This is a genomic window from Kitasatospora sp. NPDC058243 (assembly GCF_042882025.1).
In the GTDB taxonomy this organism is placed as follows: domain Bacteria; phylum Actinomycetota; class Actinomycetes; order Streptomycetales; family Streptomycetaceae; genus Kitasatospora.
This window is the reverse complement of the sequence record NZ_JBHVWW010000045.1, coordinates 23,002-45,406: the sequence shown is the minus strand read 5'-3', so window position 1 is coordinate 45,406 and position 22,405 is coordinate 23,002. Positions and strand designations below refer to the sequence as shown.

At 72.2% G+C, this 22,405-nt stretch carries 18 protein-coding genes; 12 read left to right on the top strand and 6 right to left on the bottom strand.

The genetic code is table 11. From position 1 onward, the window contains the following. Positions 1-36 precede the first annotated feature (36 nt). Entirely contained in the window at positions 37-270 is a 234-nt protein-coding gene (locus ACFVX9_RS26120; protein WP_063349359.1) for a hypothetical protein, read from the bottom strand. A gap of 537 nt (positions 271-807) precedes the next feature. Here ACFVX9_RS26120 and ACFVX9_RS26115 point away from each other — a divergent pair. From ACFVX9_RS26115 to ACFVX9_RS26090, 6 genes are all read left to right on the top strand, one after another. Continuing rightward, positions 808-2,919 carry a type IIA DNA topoisomerase subunit B gene (locus tag ACFVX9_RS26115; RefSeq protein WP_063349360.1) on the top strand — a complete coding sequence of 704 codons (2,112 nt, stop codon included), beginning with the start codon at positions 808-810 and terminating at the stop codon, positions 2,917-2,919. Between the two features lie 163 nt (positions 2,920-3,082). Further along, positions 3,083-3,568, top strand: coding sequence for a CcdC protein domain-containing protein (locus tag ACFVX9_RS26110; RefSeq protein ID WP_380375609.1), 486 nt, complete (start codon positions 3,083-3,085; stop codon positions 3,566-3,568). 55 nt (positions 3,569-3,623) lie between these two features. Beyond that, positions 3,624-4,784: a sensor histidine kinase gene (locus ACFVX9_RS26105; RefSeq protein ID WP_387983679.1), complete on the top strand. Its 1,161-nt coding sequence runs from the start codon at positions 3,624-3,626 to the stop codon at positions 4,782-4,784. A gap of 73 nt (positions 4,785-4,857) precedes the next feature. After that, positions 4,858-5,553, top strand: a complete 696-nt coding sequence (locus ACFVX9_RS26100; protein ID WP_387983678.1) for a response regulator — start codon at positions 4,858-4,860, stop codon at positions 5,551-5,553. A 125-nt stretch (positions 5,554-5,678) separates the two neighbouring features. Beyond that, positions 5,679-6,239: a DUF485 domain-containing protein gene (locus ACFVX9_RS26095; protein WP_387983676.1), complete on the top strand. Its 561-nt coding sequence runs from the start codon at positions 5,679-5,681 to the stop codon at positions 6,237-6,239. A 32-nt stretch (positions 6,240-6,271) separates the two neighbouring features. Continuing rightward, complete coding sequence (locus tag ACFVX9_RS26090; RefSeq protein WP_387983701.1) at positions 6,272-7,984, top strand: cation acetate symporter; 1,713 nt, start codon at positions 6,272-6,274, stop codon at positions 7,982-7,984. 67 nt (positions 7,985-8,051) lie between these two features. Here the strand turns inward: ACFVX9_RS26090 and ACFVX9_RS26085 are convergent, their stop codons facing one another. Both ACFVX9_RS26085 and ACFVX9_RS26080 read right to left on the bottom strand, forming a co-directional pair. Next, positions 8,052-8,741, bottom strand: a complete 690-nt coding sequence (locus tag ACFVX9_RS26085; RefSeq protein WP_063349364.1) for a response regulator — start codon at positions 8,739-8,741, stop codon at positions 8,052-8,054. Continuing rightward, positions 8,741-10,336 carry an ATP-binding protein gene (locus ACFVX9_RS26080; RefSeq protein WP_380480664.1) on the bottom strand — a complete coding sequence of 532 codons (1,596 nt, stop codon included), beginning with the start codon at positions 10,334-10,336 and terminating at the stop codon, positions 8,741-8,743. The genes ACFVX9_RS26085 and ACFVX9_RS26080 overlap by 1 nt, the downstream gene beginning before the upstream one ends. 220 nt (positions 10,337-10,556) lie before the next feature. Between ACFVX9_RS26080 and ACFVX9_RS26075 the strand changes: the two genes are divergently transcribed. The 3 genes from ACFVX9_RS26075 (at position 10,557) to ACFVX9_RS26065 (ending at position 13,441) form a co-directional block, all read left to right on the top strand. After that, the gene (locus tag ACFVX9_RS26075) at positions 10,557-11,381 is read left to right on the top strand and encodes an ABC transporter ATP-binding protein (RefSeq protein ID WP_063349366.1); all 825 of its coding nucleotides are present in this window, start codon (positions 10,557-10,559) and stop codon (positions 11,379-11,381) included. After that, the gene (locus tag ACFVX9_RS26070; RefSeq protein ID WP_063349367.1) at positions 11,371-12,246 is read left to right on the top strand and encodes an ABC transporter permease; all 876 of its coding nucleotides are present in this window, start codon (positions 11,371-11,373) and stop codon (positions 12,244-12,246) included. Before ACFVX9_RS26075 ends, ACFVX9_RS26070 begins: the two co-directional genes overlap by 11 nt. A 118-nt stretch (positions 12,247-12,364) precedes the next feature. Continuing rightward, complete coding sequence (locus ACFVX9_RS26065; protein WP_063349368.1) at positions 12,365-13,441, top strand: ABC transporter substrate-binding protein; 1,077 nt, start codon at positions 12,365-12,367, stop codon at positions 13,439-13,441. Between the two features lie 151 nt (positions 13,442-13,592). Here the strand turns inward: ACFVX9_RS26065 and ACFVX9_RS26060 are convergent, their stop codons facing one another. Then, positions 13,593-14,495: a sucrase ferredoxin gene (locus ACFVX9_RS26060; RefSeq protein WP_380375599.1), complete on the bottom strand. Its 903-nt coding sequence runs from the start codon at positions 14,493-14,495 to the stop codon at positions 13,593-13,595. Between the two features lie 95 nt (positions 14,496-14,590). Further along, positions 14,591-17,041: a DNA topoisomerase (ATP-hydrolyzing) subunit A gene (locus ACFVX9_RS26055; RefSeq protein ID WP_380336341.1), complete on the bottom strand. Its 2,451-nt coding sequence runs from the start codon at positions 17,039-17,041 to the stop codon at positions 14,591-14,593. 250 nt (positions 17,042-17,291) lie between these two features. Here ACFVX9_RS26055 and ACFVX9_RS26050 point away from each other — a divergent pair, with 250 nt between their 5' ends. The 3 genes from ACFVX9_RS26050 (at position 17,292) to ACFVX9_RS26040 (ending at position 21,550) form a co-directional block, all read left to right on the top strand. After that, complete coding sequence (locus tag ACFVX9_RS26050) at positions 17,292-18,653, top strand: M16 family metallopeptidase (RefSeq protein ID WP_387983673.1); 1,362 nt, start codon at positions 17,292-17,294, stop codon at positions 18,651-18,653. Positions 18,654-18,673: 20 nt separating this feature from the next. After that, positions 18,674-20,038 carry a pitrilysin family protein gene (locus ACFVX9_RS26045; RefSeq protein ID WP_063351412.1) on the top strand — a complete coding sequence of 455 codons (1,365 nt, stop codon included), beginning with the start codon at positions 18,674-18,676 and terminating at the stop codon, positions 20,036-20,038. A gap of 318 nt (positions 20,039-20,356) precedes the next feature. Then, positions 20,357-21,550: an RtcB family protein gene (locus tag ACFVX9_RS26040; protein WP_380375596.1), complete on the top strand. Its 1,194-nt coding sequence runs from the start codon at positions 20,357-20,359 to the stop codon at positions 21,548-21,550. A gap of 38 nt (positions 21,551-21,588) precedes the next feature. On the opposite strand, the gene ACFVX9_RS26035 is transcribed toward ACFVX9_RS26040, so the two are convergent. Beyond that, positions 21,589-22,401: an LAGLIDADG family homing endonuclease gene (locus ACFVX9_RS26035; protein ID WP_380375595.1), complete on the bottom strand. Its 813-nt coding sequence runs from the start codon at positions 22,399-22,401 to the stop codon at positions 21,589-21,591. Between the last annotated feature and the right edge of the window lie 4 nt (positions 22,402-22,405).

Here is a 22,405-nt window from a genome sequence, read left to right as displayed (position 1 = left end):
ACAGCTCGACGCCGGCTGCTGGTGTGGCGCCTTGGATCAGCGCTCTTCTTCGGCGGCCGTGGCGTTGGTGGTGCCGCTGAGACGGCCGCTCTCGTCCTGTATCTCCACGGCGATCTTCTTGAGCTCGGGCTCGAACTTCCGGCCGTGGTGGGCGCAGAAGAGCAGCTCTCCGCCGCTGGCGAGTACGACGCGCAGGTAGGCCTGGGCGCCGCAGCGGTCGCAGCGGTCAGCCGCGGTGAGCGGGCTCGCAGGTGTCAGAACAGTAGTCACGTCGCCTCTTCTCTAGCTCGACGAGCTGTCGTACCAGGGTCAACATCCAACCAGGCCGAAAACGTTCCCGCTCGTGGCTTTTCTTCTCTGAGGATTCTGCTGTGTTGATGAGGACGTGCCCCGGGGGCCGGTGGTTCATGCGTACCGAATCCCAGGATCCGCCCGTCCCTCGAACGCCCGATCGGGACCGGGTGCGAGGTCCGCGTAGCATAATCCTCTGCCGGGTTGGAGCATAAGCCCCGCCCCGGGCCCCGGTAGCCTGCATAACGGCAGTTCCGGAGCCTGTGCCAGGCCCCACGATCCGCCAGGACCGGTGGTACCGGGAGGAGATGGCGCCCCGGGGTCCGGATACCGGAGCGGTCCTTGTTCGCGCAGCGCGTACAAGCTGCGCGGGAGCGGCCCGCCGTGCTGTGCACCCAGCGGAGGGGTGCGAGCACACCGGGCGACGACTGTCGGTGCGGCGTGCTGCACTGGCGGATGGTCCGGATACGTCCGGATGTGACCGATAAGACAGAACTTCACCGAGGAGAGTGCCGCGTGAGTGCCGAAACGACCGTGCCGTCCGCACTGCTGGCCGGCGACGACGGTTCCAACTACACCGCTCGGCACCTGCTCGTCCTGGAGGGCCTGGAGGCGGTCCGCAAGCGCCCCGGCATGTACATCGGCTCGACGGACAGTCGCGGCCTGATGCACTGCCTCTGGGAGATCATCGACAACTCCGTCGACGAGGCGCTGGGCGGTCACTGCGACCGCATCGAGGTCCTGCTGCACCCGGACTCCTCGGTCGAGGTCCGCGACAACGGGCGCGGCATCCCGGTCGACGTCGAGCCCAAGACCGGGCTGTCCGGCGTCGAGGTCGTGATGACCAAGCTGCACGCCGGCGGCAAGTTCGGCGGCGGCTCCTACGCGGCCTCCGGCGGTCTGCACGGCGTCGGCGCCTCGGTGGTCAACGCGCTCTCCGCCCGGCTGGACGTCGAGGTCGACCGCAGCGGACACACCCACGCGATCAGCTTCCGCCGCGGCACCCCCGGCATCTTCACCGAGGCCAGCCCGGACGCGCCCTTCGAGCCCGCCAACGGCCTGACCAGGGCCCGCAAGGTGCCCAAGGCCCGCACCGGCACCAGGATCCGCTACTGGGCCGACCGGCAGATCTTCCTCAAGGACGCCCGGCTCTCCCTGGAGCACCTGTACAGCCGCGCCCGGCAGACGGCCTTCCTCGTCCCCGGCCTGACCATCGTCGTGCGTGACGAGCGGCTCACCGAGAGCGAGCAGGTCGAGGAGTCGGTCTTCCGCTTCGACGGCGGCATCGCCGAGTTCTGCGAGTTCCTGGCGCCCGACAAGCCGGTCTGCGACGTGCTGCGGCTGCACGGCGAGGGCACCTTCAAGGAGACGGTGCCCGTCCTGGACGAGCTCGGCCACATGACCCCCACCGAGGTCACCCGGCAACTCGGCGTGGACATCGCGCTGCGCTGGGGCGCCGGTTACGACACCACCCTGCGCTCCTTCGTCAACATCATCGCCACCCCCAAGGGCGGCACCCACATGACCGGCTTCGAGCGCTCGCTGGCCAAGACCGTCAACGAGGCGCTGCGCGCGGCCAAGCTGCTGCGCGTCGCCGAGGACGACATCACCAAGGACGACGCCACCGAGGGCCTCACCGCGGTGGTCACCGTCCGGCTCGCCGAGCCGCAGTTCGAGGGCCAGACCAAGGAGGTGCTCGGCACCTCGGCGGCCAACCGGATCGTCGCCGCCGTCGTCGCCAAGGAGCTCAAGGCCTTCCTCACCTCGGCCAAGAAGGACCAGAAGCTCCAGGCCCGGGCCGTGCTGGACAAGGTCGTCGCGGCCGCCCGCACCCGGGTCGCGGCCCGCCAGCACAAGGAGGCCCAGCGCCGCAAGACCGCGCTGGAGACCAGCTCGCTGCCGGCCAAGCTGGCCGACTGCCGCAGCGACGACGTCGACCGCAGCGAACTGTTCATCGTCGAGGGCGACTCCGCGCTCGGCACCGCCAAGCTCGCCCGCAACTCCGAGTTCCAGGCGCTGCTGCCGATCCGCGGCAAGATCCTCAACGTGCAGAAGGCCTCGGTGAGCGACATGCTCAAGAACACCGAGTGCGCCGCGATCATCCAGGTGATAGGGGCCGGTTCGGGCCGCACCTTCGACATCGACCAGGCCCGCTACGGCCGGGTCATCTTCATGGCCGACGCCGACGTCGACGGCTCGCACATCCGCACCCTGCTGCTGACGCTGTTCCACCGCTACATGCGGCCGATGGTCGAGCAGGGCCGGGTCTTCGCCGCCGTGCCGCCGCTGCACCGGATCGAGCTCACCAGCCCCAAGCGCGGCCAGGAGAAGTACCACTACACCTACTCCGACGCCGAACTGCGCTCCACCCTGCTGGAGTTCCAGCGCAAGGGGCAGCGCTGGAAGGAGCCGGTGCAGCGGTACAAGGGCCTGGGCGAGATGGACGCCGACCAGCTGGCCGAGACCACCATGGACCCGCGCCACCGCACGCTGCGCCGGATCAACCTGGGCGACCTGGAGCAGGCCGAGCGGATCTTCGACCTGCTGATGGGCAACGACGTCGCCCCGCGCAAGGAGTTCATCGTGGACTCGGCGGCCACCCTGGACCGCTCCCGCATCGACGCCTGAGGCCTTCGGATCCCTCCGGCACGAGGGCCCTCCACCCACGGGTGGAGGGCCCTCGTGCTGCCGGTTCCACCTGTGGTCCACCCCGGCGCCGATCAACCGGGGGCGCCGGATCCGTAACGTCGGAGAGGTCAGTACAAGCCTCCTGTCGGGACGGAGAAGTCCGATGACCGCCCTCGTCAACATCGTCGTGATCATCGCGGTGATGGTCCTCGTGGTCCAGCGCCAGATGCGCGCCCAGCGCCTGGACACCGAGCGCCGCTTCTGGCTGCTGCCGCTGATCCTCGGCGCGCTCGCGCTGCGCGACCCGCAGCTCATCGACCATCAGCACACCGCGCTGTCCGCCACCCTGGTCGGGTGCGGCCTGGTGGCGGTGGTCGCGATGGGCTCCGTCTGGGGCTGGACCGTGCGGCTGTGGCGGGCCGGGGACGGTTCGGTCTGGGCCAAGGGCACCAAGGCCACGGTGGCCGCCTGGGTCGGCATGCTCGCCATCCGGCTCGCCCTGTACGGCGTCGGCGCGGCACTGCACGTCCACCAGGCGGGCAGCGCGCTGCTGCTGGGGCTGGCGGTCCTGCTGCTGACCCGCTCGTTCGTGGTGAACTGGCGGGCACGGGCCCTGGACCTGCCGCAACAGGCCGCCGTACCGCGCTGACCGCCTTGCCCGGGGCCTGCCGGGCCCGCTGTCCGAGAACGTCGAGGAGGCACCCGTGGCCGAGTGGTACTGGACCCGCTGGCCGTCCCGCGAGGGGCTGGAGCGCGAGGCCGGGAGATGGCCGCGGCGGGCCCTCTCCCTGCTCGGCCGCACCGTCCTGCTGGTCGTCGTCTGCTGGGGGACGTTCTCCGGCGGCAAGTACGCGGGCTGGGCGGTGGCGATCGCGGCGGCCGGACTGCTCGGGGTCGCCGCCCTGGCCGCCGGCTACCTCTACGCCACCCGGGAACAGCGCCTGGCGCTCTCGCTCGGCCTGGCCGCCGCCCTGCTCGGCAGCGCCTGGCTGGCCAACTGGGGGCAGGCCTACCTGCTGGCCGACTTCGTCTGGTGCGGGCTGGCCGTGATCGGGGTGGTCCGGCTGCCGGCCGCGCCCGGCCTGCTCACCGCGGCGGCCGCGCTGGGCTCGTACACCGCCGCCAGCTGGGTGAGTTGGGTGAGCATCTTCGCCACCATCGGCGGGCTCGGCCTGCTCGGCTACCTGCTGCGGCTGGACGTCGAGGCCCGTGGCACCGCCCGCCAACTGCTCACCCAGGAGCGCGCCGCCCGGGCCGCCGAGGCGGAGAGCGCGGCGCTCGCCGAACGGGCCAGGATCGCCCGGGAGATCCACGACGTGCTCGCGCACAGCCTCTCCGCGCAGCTCGTCCACCTGGAGGCGGCCCGGTTGATGCTGGACGCCGGCACCGACCGCGAGCAGATCCGCGAACGGGTCGTCGCCGCCCGGCGGATGGCCCAGGACGGGCTGGTCGAGACCCGGCAGGCGTTGTCCGCGCTGCGCGGCGAACTCACCCCGGTCGGCGAGTTCCTGGTGGAGCTGACCGGGCGGGAGCGGGCCGCGCTCACCGTCACCGGCACGCCCCGGCCGCTCGCCGCCGAGGCCGCCCTCGCGGTGCGGCGCACCGCGCAGGAGGCGGTGACCAACGTCCGCAAGCACGCGCCCGGCGCCCGGTGCACCGTCGAACTGCGCTACCTGGCGGAGGCGGTGGAGCTGGAGGTGCGCAACTCCCGCCCTCCGCGCGGCGAACCGTCCGGGGAGCTGTCGGCCAGCGGCAGCGGGTACGGTCTGCTGGGGATGCGCGAACGCGCGGAACTGCTCGGCGGCACCCTGCTGGCGGGCCCCGAGGACGGAGGGTGGCGCGTGCTGCTGCAGGTGCCGGCATGAGCGAGCGCGGCGAGCTCATCATCAGCAGGTGCGGATTTCGCGAAGCGACTGCCGAGCGAAGCGGGGCGGGCGCATGAGCGAGGCAGAGGTCACCAGGGTGCTGGTGGTGGACGACCAGACGGTGGTGCGCGAGGGCATCGTGATGCTGCTGGGGCTGCTGCCCGGCATCGAGGTGGTCGGCGCGGCGGCGGACGGGGAGGAGGCCGTCGCCCTGGTGGAGTGGTGTCACCCGGACGTGGTGCTGATGGATCTGCGGATGCCGCGCGTCGACGGCGTCGAGGCGACCCGGCGGATCCGGGCCGCGCACCCGCAGACCGAGGTCGTGGTGCTCACCACCTACGCCGACGACGACTCGCTGTTCCCCGCTCTGCAGGCCGGGGCGCGCGGCTACCTCACCAAGGACGCCGGCGGTGAGGAGATCGCCCGGGCGATCGCGGACGTCCGCGCGGGGGCGGCCGGGCTCTCGCCGCAGGTCCAACTCCGTTTGCTGGAAAGGCTTTCAGGGCCTCCGGCCGGATCCGCGCCGGGGGCCGGGAAGCCGGTCGGGCGGCCGGGGGAGCTCCCGGACGGGCTGACCGCCCGGGAGGCGGAGGTGCTGGCGCTGATCGCCGAGGGGCTCTCCAACGCCGAGATCGCCCAGCGGCTGTTCGTCAGCCAGGCCACCGTGAAGACGCACATCAACAACCTGTTCGCCAAGACCGCGGTGCGGGACCGGGCGCAGGCGGTCTCGTACGCCTTTCGACACGGGATCACCGGTACGCAGCAGTAGTCGGATGAGTGTCTGTCGGATGATCGATCACCTCATCGAGTGAAGGTATCGGCAATGGTCAGAGGGGCTGTCCGGCGGCCGCCATCATGGTTGGGGTCAGAGTGCCCGCCGGTCCAGGAGCAGTTGTGCCACAGCAGCAGACGAGCAGTCCCGGACAGGGGCAGCGATTTGACTGGTGGGCCGCTCCGGCCGCCGCCACCGCCTCCGACCGGTCGGCCGTGCCCGGCCAACCGGCGGTGCCGGCCCAGTCGACCCCCACCCGCGCGGTCCAGCCGGTACCGGCCGAGCGGGCGCCCGTCCCGGTCGCCGCCCCCGCCGCCCGACCCGCCGCCGAACCGGCGGCCGCCCCCCGGGCCCTGGCGCCCGCCACCGACAGCACCGAGGTGTACCGGGCCGTCCAGCGCAGCGACGCCTTCCAGGACATCCGCCGCAGCTACCGGTCGTTCGTCTTCCCGGTCAGCGGCGCCTTCCTCGGCTGGTTCCTGATGTACGTCGCCGCGCAGGCCGCCGCCCCCGGCCTGATGCGCAGCCAGGTGGCCGGCCCGCTCAACGTGGCCTGGCTGCTCGGCCTGCTGCAGTTCGCCTCCACCTTCCTGCTCACCTGGCTCTACGCCCGCAACGCCCGGACCAAGCGCGACCGCGCCGCCCTGGGCCTGCGCTGGGACACCCAGGACCAGCTGCGATGACGGCCACGATCACGACCGCGGTGACGACCGCGATGACGACCGCCACCCCGCCCCCCGTCGCCCCCACCGGCGACCACCACGACCTCGCGATCGCGCTGTTCGCCGTCGTCGTCCTGGTCACCCTGGCGATCACCCTCTGGGTCGGCCGCCGGGGCAGCGCCACCGAGGACTTCTACGCCGGCGGCCGGGACTTCACCCCGCTGCAGAACGGCTTCGCGCTCTCCGGCGACTACCTCTCCGCCGCCTCCTTCCTCGGCGTCGCCGGGCTGATCGCGCTGTACGGCTACGACGGCGTGCTCTACAGCATCGGCTTCCTGGTCGCCTGGCTGGTGGTGCTGATGCTGGTCGCCGAACTGGTCCGCAACGCCGGCCGGTACACCCTCGCCGACGTGCTCGCGCTGCGGCTGCGCCGCCGCAAGGTCCGGGCCGCGGCCGGGGGCGCCAGCGTCGTCGTCACCCTGCTCTACCTGGTCGCCCAGATGGTCGGCGCGGGCTCGCTGGTCGCCCTGCTGCTCGGCACCAACAGCGCCCAGGCCCGGACCTGGACCATCGTCGCCGTCGGCGGACTGATGATCGTCTACGTCACGATCGGCGGGATGCGGGCCACCACCTGGATCCAGATCGTCAAGGCCTTCCTGCTGATCGCCGGCTCGGTGCTGCTCACCGTGCTGCTGATGGTCCGCTTCCACGGCGACGTCGGCGAGCTGATGCGCCAGGCCGCCCAGCACAGCGGCGCCGGGCGGCGCTACCTCGAACCCGGCCTCAAGTACGGCGCCACCTTCACCAGCCGGCTCGACTTCTTCAGCCTGGGCCTCGCCCTGGTGCTCGGCACCGCCGGACTGCCGCACATCCTGTCCCGCTTCTACACCGTGCCCACCGCGCGGGCCGCCCGCCGCTCCACGATGTGGGCGATCGGCCTGGTCGGCGGCTTCTACCTGATGGCCATCGCGCTCGGCCTGGGCGCGACCGCGCTGGTCGGCTCGGCGGAGGTACGGCACGCCAACTCGGCCGGGAACACCGCCGTCCCGCTGCTCGCCCTGGTGCTCGGCGGCGGCAACGGCAGCACCGGCGGGGTGGTGCTGTTCGCGCTGATCTCGGCGATCGCCTTCGCCACCATCCTCGCCGTGGTCGCCGGGCTCACCCTGGCCTCCTCGGCGGCCTTCGCCCACGACATCTGGGCCGGCGCCTGGCGTGGCCGGCCGCGCCGGCGCCCCTTCCGGCGGCGCGCCGCCGTCCCGGCCTCCCGGCCGGGGGAGGCGGGGGACCCGGCGGAGGCCGAGCCGACGGGCGAGGCCAGCGAGCGCCAGGAGGTCTGGGTGGCACGGTTCGCGGCCGTCGGGATCGGCGCGGCCGCGATCGCGATCAGCCTCTACGCCCAGCAGCTGAACGTCGCCTTCCTGGTCGGCCTGGCCTTCGCGGTGGCCGCCTCCAGCAACCTGCCCGTCCTGCTGTACAGCCTGTTCTGGTCGCGGTTCACCACCCGAGGCGCGGTCTGGTCGGTGTACGGCGGGCTGGTCCCGGCGATCGTGCTGGTCGTCTTCTCCCCGGTGGTCTCCGGCACCAAGGTGGCGCTCTTCCCCGGCGTCGACTTCCACTGGTTCCCGCTGGAGAACCCCGGCATCATCTCCATCCCGCTCGGCTTCCTGGCCGGCTGGATCGGGACCATCACCTCGCCCGAGCCCGCCGACGCGGACCGCTTCGCCGAGCTGGAGGTGCGCGCCCTCACCGGTGCGGGCGCGGCCTGAGCGCCGCGCCCCGGGGAACCCCGGCGGGCCTGGGGCCGCCGGGGTTCCCCCACGTCCGGGCGTGGTGTCAGGCCCGGACCGCCAGGCCGTAGCGGTGCTCGGGGCGGCCGGTGTCGCCGTAGCGCAGGGTCAGCCGCAGCCGGCTGTCCCGCTCCAACTGCTTGAGGTAGCGCTGCGCCGTCGAGCGGCTCAGCCCGGTGGCGTCCGCGACCTCCTGCGCGGACAGCGGGCGGCCCGCCTGGCGCAGCACCCCCAGCACCAGGTCGGTGGTGGGCGCCGAGTGCCCCTTCGGCAGCGGGCCGGCCGGGGCGGCGGCGCTGCGCAGGGTGGCGAACAGCCGGTCCACCTCGTCCTGGCCGGCCTCCCGGGCCGCCGGGCCGGCCAGCGCGTGCCGCAGCTGCGCGTACGCGACCAGCTTGTCCCGCAGGCCGGCGAAGGTGAACGGCTTGACCAGGTACTGCAGCGCGCCGTGCTGCATCGCGGCGTGCACCGTCGACACGTCCCGGGCGGCCGTCACCATCATCACGTCGCAGGCCACCTGCCGCTCCCGCAGCCGGCGCACCAGCGCCAGGCCGGTCTCGTCCGGCAGGTGGTGGTCGAGCAGCAGCAGGTCCACCGGGCGGCGCTCCAGCGCGGCCAGCGCCTCCCCGGCCGAGTGCGCGGTGCCGGTCACCCGGAAGCCCGGCACCTTGGCCACGTACGCGGCGTGCACGTCCGCGACCCGGAAGTCGTCGTCCACCACGAGTACGTCGATCATCAGGCCTCCACGAGCTGAGGGGTGAGCAGGGCCTCGGGCAGCTCGACCGTGAACCGGGCGCCGCCGAGCGGCCCCGCGTCGAGCACGATCCGGCCGCCGGTCCGTTCGACCAGCCGCCGCACCATCGCCAGCCCCAGCCCGCGCGGACGGTGCGCGGGCGCGTCCTTGCTGGTCCACCCCTCCTCGAAGACCTGCTCGCGCAGTTCCTCCGGCACGCCCGGGCCGCTGTCCGTGACCTGCAGCAGCAGCGTGGAGCCGGCCGCCGCCAGCGTCACCTCCAGCCGGCCGCCCCCACCTGCCGCGAGCGCGTCCACCGCGTTGTCGATCAGATTGCCGAGCACCGTCACCAGCGCCCGCGCGTCCACCACCGCGTCCGGCAGGTGCGCCGCCGGGGCCAGCAGCAGCCGCACCCCGCGCTCGCCCGCCACCGCCGTCTTGCCCGCCAGCAGCGCCGCGACGTGCGGATCCTGCACCTGCTCGGCGATCCGCGCCGCGACCACCGCGTGCGAACCGGACTGCTCCGAGATGAACGCCACCGCCTGCTCGTGGCGGCCCAGCTCCAGCAGGCCCAGCAGGGTGTGCATCCGGTTGGCGTGCTCGTGGTCCTGGGCGCGCAGCGCCTCGGTCAGGCTGCGGGTGGTGTCCAACTCCCGGACCAGCGACTCCAGTTCGGTCCGGTCGCGGAGTGTCACGACCGCGCCGCCCTCGGCCGTGCTCATCCGGTTGACCACCAGCACCCGGTCGTCCCGGACCGCCGGCAGGTCGGCGCCGGTGATCCGCCCGGTCAGCACGTCCGACAGCCGGCCCGGCGGCAGCACCGCGTCGATCGGCCGCCCGGTGCAGTCCTCCGGCAGGCCGAGCAGCCGCGCCGCCTCGTCGTTGGCCAGCCGGATCCGGCCGCGCTCGTCCAGCGCCACCATGCCCTCGCGGATGCCGTGCAGCATCGCCTCCCGCTCCACCAGCAGCGCCGAGATGTCGGCCAGCGCGATGTTGTGGGTGCGGCGCTTCAGCCGCCGGGCCAGCGCCAGCGTGGCGACCGTCCCCGCGGCCAGGCCCGCGCCCGCGCACAGCAGGATCCCGGTGAGCATCTTCAGCAGCCGGCGGCGGATCGAGTCGTCGCTGATGCCGACCGACACCTCGCCGACGATCCGGCCGTCCGCGACCCGCAGCGGCACCTTGCCGCGTGCGGTGCGGCCCAGCGTGCCCTGCTGCATCGCGGTGACGCTGAGCCCGCTGAGCGCCGGCTCCGGGTCGGTGCTGACCCGGTGGCCGATCCGCTCCGGGTCGGTGTGCGAGAGCCGGATCCCGTCCAGGTCGGTGACCACCACGAAGCTCGCGCCGGTGGCCAGCCGGATCTGCTCGGCGTTGCGCTGCGCGGTCGCCGAGTCCCGGGCGTCGGCGGCCCGGGCGATCGCCTCGTCGGTGGCGGTGGCCTGGGCGATCGACAGCGCCCGCTGCATCGCGTCGTGGTCCAGCTCGCTGCTGACCGGGGCCAGGAACAGGCCGGCGGTCACGGTGGTGACACCGACGGTGACGACGGTCTGGCTCAGCAGCAGTTGCGCGAAGACCCGGCGGGGCCAGCGGGGCAGCTTCATCCGGGCCTCCTCTCGGCGGCTGTGGGGGGCGGGTACGTCAGGGTCGGGACACCCTACGTTTCCGGCGTGTTTCTGTCAGCCGCGTCCCCGCAGTTGTAGCGGAAGCAAAAGGAGCAGAACACCCCTCAATGCGGAGAAACCGCAGTACGCCGAGAAGGCTCCCGCCCGGGCCCCGCCCGCTCCTACCTTTCCGGGGCAAGCACAGACCCGGGAGGATTGAATGAGCACAACCCCGGCGATCGAGCTGACTGGCGCGACGAAACGGTTCCGCACCCCGTCCGGGGCCCTGCACACCGCCGTCCGTGATCTCGATCTGACCGTCGCCCAAGGCGAGTTCGTCGCCGTCGTCGGGCCCACCGGCTGCGGCAAGTCCACCACGCTGACCCTGGTCAGCGGCCTGGAGGAGCCCACCGAGGGCGAGGTCCGGGTGGACGGCGAGCCGGTCCGCGGGATCCACCCCAAGGTCGGTTTCGTCTTCCAGCAGGACGCCGTCTTCCCCTGGCGCACCGTCCTGTCCAACGTGATGGCCGGGCCGCGCTTCCGCGGCGTGCCCACCGCCGAGGCCAGGGAACGGGCCCGGGACTGGCTGGGCCGCGTCGGCCTCGCCGCCTTCGAGGACCGCTACCCGCACCAGCTGTCCGGCGGCATGCGCAAGCGTGTCGCGCTCGCCCAGACCTTCGTCAACGACCCGGACATCCTGCTGATGGACGAGCCGTTCTCGGCGCTGGACGTGCAGACCCGCGCCCTGATGTCCGACCAGCTGCTGGAGCTGTGGGCCGGGACCAGGTCCTCCGGGAACGCCGCGTCGGTCGTCTTCGTCACCCACGACCTGGACGAGGCCATCGCGCTCGCCGACCGGGTCGTCGTCATGACGGCCGGACCGGCCACCGTCAAGGAGATCTTCACCGTCGACCTGCCACGACCGCGCACCGTGGAGGCCGTCCGGCTGGAACCGAGGTTCGTCGAGCTGTACCGCGAGATCTGGGCCTCGCTCGGCGAAGAGGTGCGCATCACCCGGGAGAGAGGAGCGGGTCGTGCCGCTTGAGACCGCATCGGCCGTCGCCGACAAGCCCCCGGCGGCCGCCCCCGCCAGCCGCACCGAGGCCCGCGAACGGGCCGCCCGCAACCGGAGGCTGACCGTCTACGGGGCCCGGGTCGCGGTCCTGGTCGCCTTCCTCGGACTGTGGGAGGTCTGCGCCCGCACCGACGTCATCGACCCGTTCAACTTCTCGCAGCCGTCGAAGATCTGGGACCAGATCTGGCAGTGGATCACCCACGGCACCGCGCAGGGCTCGCTCGGCGAACAGATCGGCTACACCCTCTACGAGGCCCTCACCGGCTGGGTGATCGGCGTCATCTGCGGTGTGCTGCTCGGCATCGCGCTCGGCCGGGTCCGCTTCCTGGCCGACGTGTTCGGGCCCTACATCAAGGTGCTCAACGCGATCCCGCGGATCGTGCTCGCCCCGATCTTCCTGATCTGGTTCGGCCTCGGCCCGGCCTCCAAGGTCGCCTCCGCCGTCGTCCTGGTGTTCTTCCCGGTGTTCTTCAACGCCTTCCAGGGCGCCCGCGAGGTGGACCGCAACCTCGTCTCCAACGCCCGCATCCTCGGCGCCGACGGCCGAAAGGTCACCCTCCAGGTGGTCATCCCCGCCGCCACCACCTGGATCTTCACCAGCCTGCACGTCAGCTTCGGCTTCGCCCTGATCGGGGCCATCGTCGGCGAGTACATCGGCGCCACCAAGGGCCTCGGGCTGCTCGTCGCCGCCGCCCAGGGCACCTTCAACGCGGCCGGCGTGTACGCCGCCATGACCATCCTCGCCGTCGTGGCGCTGCTCACCGAGGGGCTGCTGACCTTCGCCGAGAAGAAGCTGTTCCGCTGGAAGCCCGCCGACGCGGGCGACGGCCGCTGAACCCCCTGCGTCGCTGAACCCTCTGCGTCGCTGAACCGTCCTGCGTCGCGAACCCCCCGCGCCGCTGAACCCCCTTGTGCCGCTGATCCCCCCTCGCAGAGAGAGGCACCCCCCACCCATGCGCCCGAACCCGATCGGCAGATCCGCCGCGGCCGCCCTCGCCGCCGTCCTGCTCCTCCCGCTCTCCGCCTGCGCCAACGACGCCGCCACGACCACCCACGGCGCCGCCGCCCCGGCCGGCCGGCAGGTCGACGGACCCAAGGTCAAGATCATGGTCGGTGGCCTGGACAAGGTCATCTACCTGCCCGCGATGCTCACCCAGCGGCTCGGCTTCTTCGCCGACGCCGGCGTCAACGTCGAGCTGATGAGCGAGCCCGCCGGCGTCAACGCCACCACCGCGCTGCTCGCCGGCGACGTCCAGGGCGCCGTCGGCTTCTACGACCACACCATCGACCTCCAGGCCAAGGGCAAGATCGTCGAGTCCGTGGTGCAGTTCTCCCAGGCCCCCGGCGAGGTCGAACTCGTCTCCACCAAGCAGGCCGACGCCATCAAGTCCGGCGCCGACTTCAAGGGCAAGAAGCTCGGCGTCACCAGCATCGGTTCCTCCACCGACTTCCTCACCAAGTACCTCGCCGTCAAGAACGGCACCGCCGTCAGCGAGTTCAGCCCGATCGCGGTCGGCGCGGGCCAGACCTTCATCGCCGCGCTCCAACAGGGCAGCATCGACGGCGGGATGACCACCGACCCGACCGTCGCCAACGTCCTCGACAAGGGCCTCGGCAAGATCCTCTACGACATGCGCACCCCCGAGGGCTCCCGCGACGCCCTCGGCGGCCTCTACCCGTCGTCCTCGCTCTACATGAACACCGACTGGGTGGAGAAGAACAAGGACACCACCCAGAAGCTCGCCAACGCCTTCGTCAAGACCCTCAAGTGGATGTCCACGCACAGCCCCGAGGAGATCGCCGCGAAGATGCCCGCCGACTACGCGCAGGGCGGCGCCGAGCAGTACGCGGCCGCGATCAAGGCGACCCTGCCGATGTTCACCACCGACGGGGTGATGCCGGCCGACGGCCCCAAGACCGTCCTCGCCGTCCTCGCCGCCTTCCACCCGGACGTCAAGGGCAAGGAGGGCACCATCGACCTCTCCCGCACCTACACCACCGAGTTCGTCGGCAAGGCCGTCACCGGCTGAGCCGACACCCGACGTGACGGCCCCGCGCACCTCCGTGGACAGCAGGCGCGGGGCCGCCCGCGCGCTCCGGTCCCGCGCTCACCCCCACGGGCGCGGGGCCGCCCGCGCGCTCCCGACCTGCTGAAGACCCTGCCGGCGCGCTGCCGTCCCGCTACCGGCCCCGCACCGAGAGCACGTCCATCCGCGACGGCGTCCCCGCCGCCTTGCCGCAGCTCTCCGGACGCGCCGGCTCGCTCACCGCCTCGATCACGTCCACCTCCCAGGCCCGGCCGTCCTGGTGCAGCACCGAGACCAGCCAACGGCCCGCGCCGTCCGGCCGCTGGGACAGCGTCAGCGCGTCCACCCCGGTCTCCCCGGTCGCCAGCCGCACCGCGTGCTCGGCCGCCTGACCCGGACGCTCCCAGCCCGAACAGCCCCGCGACCAGGCCGGCACCATGTGCCCGGCCGCCGTCGCCGCCAGCACCTCCTTGGCCGCCTCCGCCGTCAGCCGCCCGTACGCGTAGCCGTACGGCAGCACCAGCATCGTGGGGGAGAAGCGGTGCCCGCCCAGGTGCGTCACCTCCCACACCTCGCTGTGCCCGGCCGCCGCCAGCTCCGCCGCCAACGGGCGGCCCAGCAGCGCGCAACAGCGGTCCCGCCGCCCGTTGGTGCACACCAGCGCCAACGGGCCGCCGACGTGCTCCACCCCGAAACCGCCGTGGTCGCCGACGCCCAGCGCCGCGAAGTCCAGCTCCAGAAGCTCCGCCGGATCGACCACCTCCGCCCGGCGCACCCAGCTGCGACCCGGCACCGTGTGCGCCACGACCACCTCGTGCCGCGCCGTCGGCAGACAGTCCGCGTGCCGCCCCGGCCGCCGGATCAGCGCCACCCGCACCCCGGTGCCCGCCGCGGCCGCGTCCAGCGCCCGCCCCGTCGCCGGGTCCAGGTGACTCTCCCCGAGTGCCTTCGCGCCCCACGGCCCGTTCTGCTCCACCAGCAGCCAGGTGGTCGCCACCGCGGCGGTGGCGGTCAGCGGCTCCGACAGTTCACGCGACAACGTCGCACAGGTGCTCACCCGGGCAAGGCTACCCTCGGCACCCGCCGCGCCCCCGAACGACGGAGGAGGGGCGCCGGACGGCTCCGGCACCCCTCCTCCACCACGCCTGCGCCCTACGCCGGCCCGGCCACCACCGCGATCGGCGCCGTCACCGGCGTGCCCGAACCGTCACGGCGCGGGTCGCGCTCCGGCAGGTCCACCGGCGCGCCCTTGTCGGACGCCGCCCGGGCCGGGGCCACGCCCGCCCAGGCGAACGTCAGACCGTCCTCGCCGCGCAGGAACCGCTGGCAGCGCACGCCGCCCGTCGCCCGGCCCTTGCGCGGGTACTGCTCGAACGGCGTCACCTTCCACGACGTCTGCTCCTCGCCGGCCAGCGTCCCCGACGCCCCCGCCACCGAGACCACCACCGCGTCCGACGCCGGATCCACCGCCGTGAACGACAGCACCCGCGCCCCGTCGGACAGCTTGATCCCCGCCATGCCGCCCGCCGGACGGCCCTGCGGGCGCACCTGCCCCGCCGGATAGCGCAGCAGCTGCGCGTCCGAAGCGATGAAGACCAAGTCCTCCTCGCCGGTGCGCAGTTCGACCGCGCCCACCAGCTCGTCACCCTCCTTGAGGGCGATCACCTCGAACTCGTCCTTGTTCGCCGGCCACTCCGGCACCACCCGCTTCACCACGCCCTGCACCGTGCCCAGCGCCAGCCCCGGCGAGGACTCGTCCAACGTGGTCAGCGCCAGCGCCCGCTCCCCGGCCTCCAGCCGCAGGAACTCGCCCACCGCCGCCCCGCCGGCCAGCGTCGGCGACGGCGTCGGCGGCAGCGCCGGCAGATCGATCACCGGCAGCCGCAGCACCCGGCCCGCCGACGTCACCACACCCACGTCCGCCCGCGCCGTCGCCGGCACCGCCGACACGATCACATCGTGCTTCGACCGCTTCTCCGACAGCTCGAACGGCTCCCCGTCCGCCGTCCGCGCCAGCAGGCCCGTCGACGACAGCAGCACCCGGCACGGGTCGTCCGCCACCTCCAGCGGCACCGACAGCGCCGCCGACGGCGCCGCCCCCGCCTCCAGCAGCACCGTCCGCCGCTCCGTCCCGAACTGCTTCGCCACCGCGCCGAGTTCGGACGACACCACGCTGCGCAGCCGGGAGTCGGAGTCCAGGATCTCGGTCAGCTCCGCGATCTCCGCGTTCAGCTTCGCCTTCTCCTGCTCCAGCTCCACCCGGTCGAACCGGGTCAGCCGCCGCAGCGGAGTGTCCAGGATGTACGCCGTCTGCGTGTCCGACAGCGAGAAGCGCTCCATCAGGCGCTCCTTCGCCTGCCCCGCGTTGTCACTCGACCGGATGATCGCGATGACCTCGTCGATGTCGAGCAGCGCGACCAGCAGACCGTCGACCAGGTGCAGCCGCTCCTCCCGCTTGCGCCGGCGGAAGTCGCTGCGCCGCCGCACCACGGTGAACCGGTGGTCGACGTAGACCTCCAGCAGCTCCTTCAGCCCCAGCGTCAGCGGCTGGCCGTCCACCAGCGCCACGTTGTTGATGCCGAAGGTCTCCTCCATCGGCGTCAGCTTGTACAGCTGCTCCAGCAGCGCCTCCGGCACGAAGCCGTTCTTCACCTCGATCACCAGCCGCAGCCCGTGCTCGCGGTCGGTCAGGTCCTTGACGTCCGCGATGCCCTGCAGCTTCTTCGCGTTGACCAGGTCCTTGATCTTCGAAATGACCTTCTCCGGGCCGACGTTGTACGGCAGCTCGGTCACCACGATGCCCTTGCGGCGCGCCGTCACCGCCTCCACCGTCGTGGTCGCCCGGATCTTGAACGTGCCGCGGCCCGACTCGTACGCGTCCCGGATCCCCGACAGGCCCACGATCCGCCCGCCCGTCGGCAGGTCCGGACCGGGCACGAACCGCATCAGCGTGTCCAGGTCCGCGGTCGGGTGCTTGATCAGGTGCCGGGCCGCCGCCACCACCTCGGACAGGTTGTGCGGCGGCATGTTGGTCGCCATGCCGACCGCGATGCCCGTCGCGCCGTTCACCAGCAGGTTCGGGAACGCCGCCGGCAGCGCCAACGGCTCCTGCTCGCTGCCGTCGTAGTTCGGACCGAAGTCGACGGTGTCCTCGTGGATCGACTCCACCATCGCCATCGACGCCGCCGTCAGCCGCGACTCCGTGTAGCGCATCGCCGCCGGCGGGTCGTCGTTGCCCAGCGAACCGAAGTTCCCGTGCCCGTCGATCAGCGGCAGCCGCATCGAGAACGGCTGCGCCATCCGGACGACCGAGTCGTAGATCGACGCGTCGCCGTGCGGGTGCAGCCGGCCCATCACCTCGCCCACCACACGGGCGCACTTCACGTGCGCGCGGTCCGGCCGCAGGCCCATCTCGTTGGCCTGGTACAGGATCCGGCGGTGCACCGGCTTCAGACCGTCCCGCGCGTCCGGAAGCGCACGCGAGTAGATCACCGAGTAGGCGTACTCCAGGAAGGAGCCCTGCATCTCGTCCACGACGTCGACATCGAGGATCCGCTCCTCGAAGTCTCCGGGCGGCGGGGTCTGCGAACTGCGGCGGGCCATCGCGGCGGGGCTCCCTTACGTCTCGCTTGCTGTGTCTCGGTCAGTCTCTGACGTCCATCCACCGACCCCCGTCAACAGGGCTCGGCGCCCCCATTGTGGACCCTCGCGCCGACACTCCCGGCCAGCGCCCCTCTTCCGCCCCTGGCGAACGCCCCGTCTGCGCGGGACACGAACACGCCCCCCGCGCGTTGCACCACAATGGGGGATGCCACACGAACCCCGACATCGACGACGGGAAGGACCCGAGCGCATGGCCAACCCGGCCCCCGCATCCGCCTCCACCGGAGGACATGGCGCTGCCATCGCCATCACCGAGCACCGCCTGGCCAACGGCCTGCGCGTCGTCCTCTCCGAGGACCACCTCACCCCGGTCGCCGCGGTCTGCCTCTGGTACGACGTGGGCTCCCGGCACGAGGTCAAGGGCCGCACCGGCCTCGCCCACCTCTTCGAGCACCTCATGTTCCAGGGCTCCGCCAACGTCTCCAACAACGGGCACTTCGAGCTCGTCCAGGGCGCCGGCGGCTCGCTCAACGGCACCACCAGCTTCGAGCGCACCAACTACTTCGAGACCATGCCCGCCCACCAGCTGGAGCTCGCCCTCTGGCTGGAGGCCGACCGCATGGGCTCGCTGCTCGCCGCCCTCGACGAGACGTCCATGGAGAACCAGCGCGACGTCGTCAAGAACGAGCGCCGCCAGCGCTACGACAACGTCCCCTACGGCACCGCCTTCGAGAAGCTCACCGCGCTCTCGTTCCCCGACGGCCACCCGTACCACCACACCCCGATCGGCTCCATGGCCGACCTCGACGCCGCCACCCTCGACGACGCCCGCGCGTTCTTCCGCACCTACTACGCGCCCAACAACGCCGTCCTCACCGTCGTCGGCGACATCGACCCCGAGCAGACCATCGCCTGGGTCGAGAAGTACTTCGGCAGCATCCCCTCCCACGACGGCAAGCAGCCGCCGCGCTCCGGCGAACTCCCCGACACCATCGGCAGCGAACTGCGCGAGCACGTCCGCGAGGACGTCCCCTCCCGCGCCCTGATGGCCGCCTACCGCCTCCCGCACGACGGCACCCGCGACGCCGACGCCGCCGACCTCGCCCTCACCATCCTCGGCAGCGGCGAGTCCAGCCGCCTCTACAACCGGCTCGTCCGCCGCGACCGCACCGCCGTCGCCGCCGGCTTCGGCCTGCTCCGCCTCGCCGGCGCCCCCAGCCTCGGCTGGCTCGACGTCAAGACCTCCGGCGACGCCACCATCGAGCAGATCGACGCCGCCGTCGACGAGGAACTCGCCCGCTTCGCCGCCGAAGGCCCCACCCCCGAGGAACTCGAACGGGCCCAGGCCCAGATCGAGCGCGAATGGCTCGACCGGCTCACCACCGTCGCCGGCCGCGCCGACGAACTCTGCCGCTACGCCGTCCTGTTCGGTGACCCCAAGCTCCTGAACGACGCCCTCCCCAAGGTCCTCGACATCACCGCCGAGGAGGTCCAGGCCGTCGCCAAGGCCCGGCTCCACCCCGACAACCGGGCCGTCCTCGTCTACGAGCCCACCACGGCCGACGACACCGACGCCCCCGCCGCCACCGATGAGGAGGGTGCCGCCGCATGAGCACCGACTACGTCCCCGCCATGACGTTCCACCCCCAGCCCGAGCCCGGCACCCCCGGCCCCTGGGCCTTCCCCGCCCCCGAGCGCGCCGCCCTCGGCAACGGCATCACCGTCCTGCACTGCCACCGGCCCGGCCAGCAGCTCGTCGCCGTCGAGGTCCTCCTCGACGCCCCGCTCGCCGCCGAACCCGACGGCCTCGACGGCATCGCCGCCATCCTCGCCCGCGCCCTCAGCGAGGGCACCGACACCCTCACCGCCGAGGAGTACGCCGCCGAACTCGAACGCGCCGGCGCCACCCTCGACGCCCACGCCGACCACCCCTGCATCCGCGTCTCCCTGGAGGTCCCCGCCTCCCGCCTGCAGCGCGGCCTCTCCCTGCTCGCCGACGCCCTGCGCGCCCCCGCCCTCCCCGAGGACGAGATCGAGCGCCTCGTCGCCAACCGCCTCGACGAGATCGTCCACGAGCAGGCCAACCCCGCGCGGCGCGCCGCCAAGGCCCTCTACGCCGAGCTCTTCGACGGCGCCGACCGCCTCTCCCGGCCCCGCAGCGGCACCGCCGACACGGTCAAGGCCATCGACCGGGCCGCCGTCAAGGCCTTCTACGACGCCCACGTGCGCCCCGCCACCGCCACCGTCGTCGTGGTCGGCGACCTCACCGGCACCGACCTGCCCGCCCTCCTGGAGAGCACCCTCGGCACCTGGACCGGCAACACCGCCGAACCCTCCGCCCACGCCCCCGTCACCGCCGACGACCGCGGCCGCGTCGTCATCGTCGACCGCCCCGGCTCCGTCCAGACCCAACTCCTCATCGGCCGCATCGGCCCCGACCGCCACGACCCCCTCTGGGCCGCCCAGATCCTCGGCACCTACTGCCTCGGCGGCACCCTCACCTCCCGCCTCGACCGCGTCCTGCGCGAGGAGAAGGGCTACACCTACGGCGTCCGCTCCTTCGCCCAGCCGCTGCGCTCCGCCGCCGACGGCAGCGGCCGCTCGCTGCTCGCCATCAGCGGCTCGGTGGACACCGCCTCCACCGCCCCGGCGCTCGCCGACACCTGGACCATCCTGCGCACCCTCGCCGCCGAGGGCCTCACCGACGCCGAGCGCGACGAGGCCGTGCAGTTCCTGGTCGGCGTCGCCCCGCTGAAGTACGAGACCGCGGGCTCGGTCGCCGGCACCCTGGCCGACCAGGTCGAGCAGTACCTCGCGGACGACTACCAGGCCGAGGTCTACCGGCAGCTCGCCGAACTGCCCACCGCCGCCGCCACCGAGGCCGTCGTCGCCGCCTTCCCGCCGGACCGCCTGGTCACCGTGCTGGTCGGCGACGCCTCCGTCATCGCCGACGACGTGCGGGCCCTCGGCATCGGCGAGGTCACCGTCGTCAGCTGACCCCGCGGTTCCCGTGCGGCCCGGTGGAGCACCCGCTCCGCCGGGCCGTCGCGTTGTTAAATCCGTTGCGGGCCAGCGGCGTTCCGTGGATAGATATCCCCGGCACACACGGACGAACGACGACGAACGACGACGACGAACGAAGGGAGGCGGTCACCATGCGGGTCGAGCGAGCCATACGCCGACGCTCCCCAAGGCCGTCCTCCCCCTGTGCCCAGGGCGCCTGAGCCCCACCCCCGAACTTCCCCGAGCCGCACCGGGCTTCTTCGCGCGGCACCCCCTTCCCCGAACCACCCGACCGCTGGAGGTCGTTCAACCATGACGTACACCGAGGTGCCCGGAATCCGGGTCCCGATCCGGATGTGGACCGACCCGGCCACCGTCGAGGGCCAGGCCCTGCAGCAGCTGCGCAACATCAGCTCCCTGCCCTGGCTGCACGGCCTCGCCGTGATGCCCGACGTCCACCTGGGCAAGGGCGCGACCGTCGGCTCCGTCATCGCCATGAAGGGCGCCGTCTGCCCGGCGGCGGTCGGCGTCGACATCGGCTGCGGAATGAGCGCGGTGAAGACCTCCCTCACCGCCGAGGACCTCCCCGAGGACCTGTCCCGCCTCCGCTCCAAGATCGAGCAGGCCATCCCGGTCGGCCGCGGCCTCCACACCGACCCCGTCGACCCGACCAAGCTGCACGGCCTCCGGACGGCGGGTTGGGACGACTTCTGGCACCGGTTCGACGGCGTGGCCGGGGAGGTCAAGTGGCGCCGCGAGCGGGCGATGCAGCAGATGGGGACGCTCGGGGGAGGGAATCACCACATTGAACTATGTGTCGATGATAAGAAAAGTGTTTGGCTGACGCTGCATTCCGGTTCTCGTGGAATCGGCAAGGAACTGGCCGAGTACCACATGGGTGTGGCCCGGTCGCTGCCGCACAACCAGGGGCTGATCGACCGTGACCTCGCGGTGTTCATCTCGGAGACCCCGCAGATGGCGGCCTACCGGCAGGACCTGTTCTGGGCGCAGGAATACGCGCTGCACAACCGCTCGATCATGATGGCTCTCTTCAAGGACGTCGTACGCCGCGAGCTCCCGAAGGCGAAGGTGACCTTCGAGGACGAGATCAGCTGCCACCACAACTACGTGGCGGAGGAGCGGTACGACGGCCAGGACCTGCTGGTGACCCGCAAGGGCGCGATTCGCGCCCGGACCGGCGACTACGGCATCATCCCGGGGTCCATGGCCACCGGTTCGTACATCGTGCGCGGGCTGGGCAACGAGGCGTCGTTCAACTCGGCCTCGCACGGTGCCGGCCGCAAGATGAGCCGCAGCGCGGCGAAGAAGCGGTTCTCCACGCAGGACTTGGTGGAGCAGACCAAGGGCGTGGAGTGCCGCAAGGACAGCGGCGTCGTGGACGAGATCCCGGGCGCGTACAAGTCGATCGAGAAGGTCATGGCACAGCAGACCGATCTCGTCGAGCCGATCGCCCACCTCATGCAGGTCGTCTGCGTCAAGGGGTGATCGAATGAGGCGGCCCCCGACGAAGCCGGGGGCCGCCTTCACCGCTGCGGAAAGACTCTCGGACGTTTGGGGCCGACAAGTCGCCAGTGACGGACCTTGCAGCTCTTGAGCGTTCGCCCCAAGTGCGCGGAGGCCGTCTCCATGCTTGGTGCGGTGAGGATCACCTCGTCCTCCTCCGGGGTCCAGCTGCGCCGAGGGGGTGCGAATCCCATGGTCGATGGACGAACCCACACGCTGACTCGATCGGCACCGGCCTGCTTGCGGAGCAGCGCCAGGCAGCCCGGGTAGTAGAGGTCGGTGGCCAGGGCCACGGCGGCCTCGTTGAGGAAGAGGATGTTGTAGATGTTGTCGCGTTTGTTGCGGTTGAGCTTGCGCCGGGCTCCGCAGAGGCGTTCTGCATAGAGGGCAGTGAAGGCGGCCGTCGCGTCGCTCTTGGTGGCCAGGCCGACGAAGGGCAGTTCCTTGGACGTGAGGCCCACCGAGCCGTCGGCGTCGATGAGGCCGCGCAGGTAGTCGCGCTCGGAGAACGGCACCGTCGGCGGTGCGATGAGCTCGGACTTCCGCCCCACCGGCAGGCCGAGGTCCCGCAGTTCCTCGCGGAATTCGCGGGCGCAGACGGTCCACATCGCCGAGGTGTGCTCCGCTTTGAAGTTCGTGCTGCGCGTCCGGTACCGGATGCTGCTGTTGTACGGGCAGAGCCGCTGGAACTCCTCCAGGATGGGCGCGTCGCGCGCGGAGAGTTCCACGGAGAGCCGGCCGCGGTTGCGGGACTGCTCGGTGAGGTGTCCGTCCGCCTGGAGGAAGGCGAACATGTAGGCGTGCTCGGGTCGTTCGAGGTCGAAGAATGTCATGCGG

Excerpts from the sequence above, each read along its gene's own strand:
- ACFVX9_RS26075 (WP_063349366.1), top strand. The coding sequence starts at position 10,557 with ATGAGCACAACCCCGGCGATCGAGCTGACTGGCGCGACGAAACGGTTC.
- ACFVX9_RS26040 (WP_380375596.1), top strand. The coding sequence starts at position 20,357 with ATGACGTACACCGAGGTGCCCGGAATCCGGGTCCCGATCCGGATGTGG.
- ACFVX9_RS26110 (WP_380375609.1), top strand. The coding sequence starts at position 3,083 with ATGACCGCCCTCGTCAACATCGTCGTGATCATCGCGGTGATGGTCCTC.
- ACFVX9_RS26065 (WP_063349368.1), top strand. The coding sequence starts at position 12,365 with ATGCGCCCGAACCCGATCGGCAGATCCGCCGCGGCCGCCCTCGCCGCC.
- ACFVX9_RS26085 (WP_063349364.1), bottom strand. The coding sequence starts at position 8,741 with ATGATCGACGTACTCGTGGTGGACGACGACTTCCGGGTCGCGGACGTG.
- ACFVX9_RS26055 (WP_380336341.1), bottom strand. The coding sequence starts at position 17,041 with ATGGCCCGCCGCAGTTCGCAGACCCCGCCGCCCGGAGACTTCGAGGAG.
- ACFVX9_RS26090 (WP_387983701.1), top strand. The coding sequence starts at position 6,272 with ATGACGACCGCCACCCCGCCCCCCGTCGCCCCCACCGGCGACCACCAC.
- ACFVX9_RS26035 (WP_380375595.1), bottom strand. The coding sequence starts at position 22,401 with ATGACATTCTTCGACCTCGAACGACCCGAGCACGCCTACATGTTCGCC.
- ACFVX9_RS26050 (WP_387983673.1), top strand. The coding sequence starts at position 17,292 with ATGGCCAACCCGGCCCCCGCATCCGCCTCCACCGGAGGACATGGCGCT.
- ACFVX9_RS26045 (WP_063351412.1), top strand. The coding sequence starts at position 18,674 with ATGACGTTCCACCCCCAGCCCGAGCCCGGCACCCCCGGCCCCTGGGCC.
- ACFVX9_RS26100 (WP_387983678.1), top strand. The coding sequence starts at position 4,858 with ATGAGCGAGGCAGAGGTCACCAGGGTGCTGGTGGTGGACGACCAGACG.
- ACFVX9_RS26080 (WP_380480664.1), bottom strand. The coding sequence starts at position 10,336 with ATGAAGCTGCCCCGCTGGCCCCGCCGGGTCTTCGCGCAACTGCTGCTG.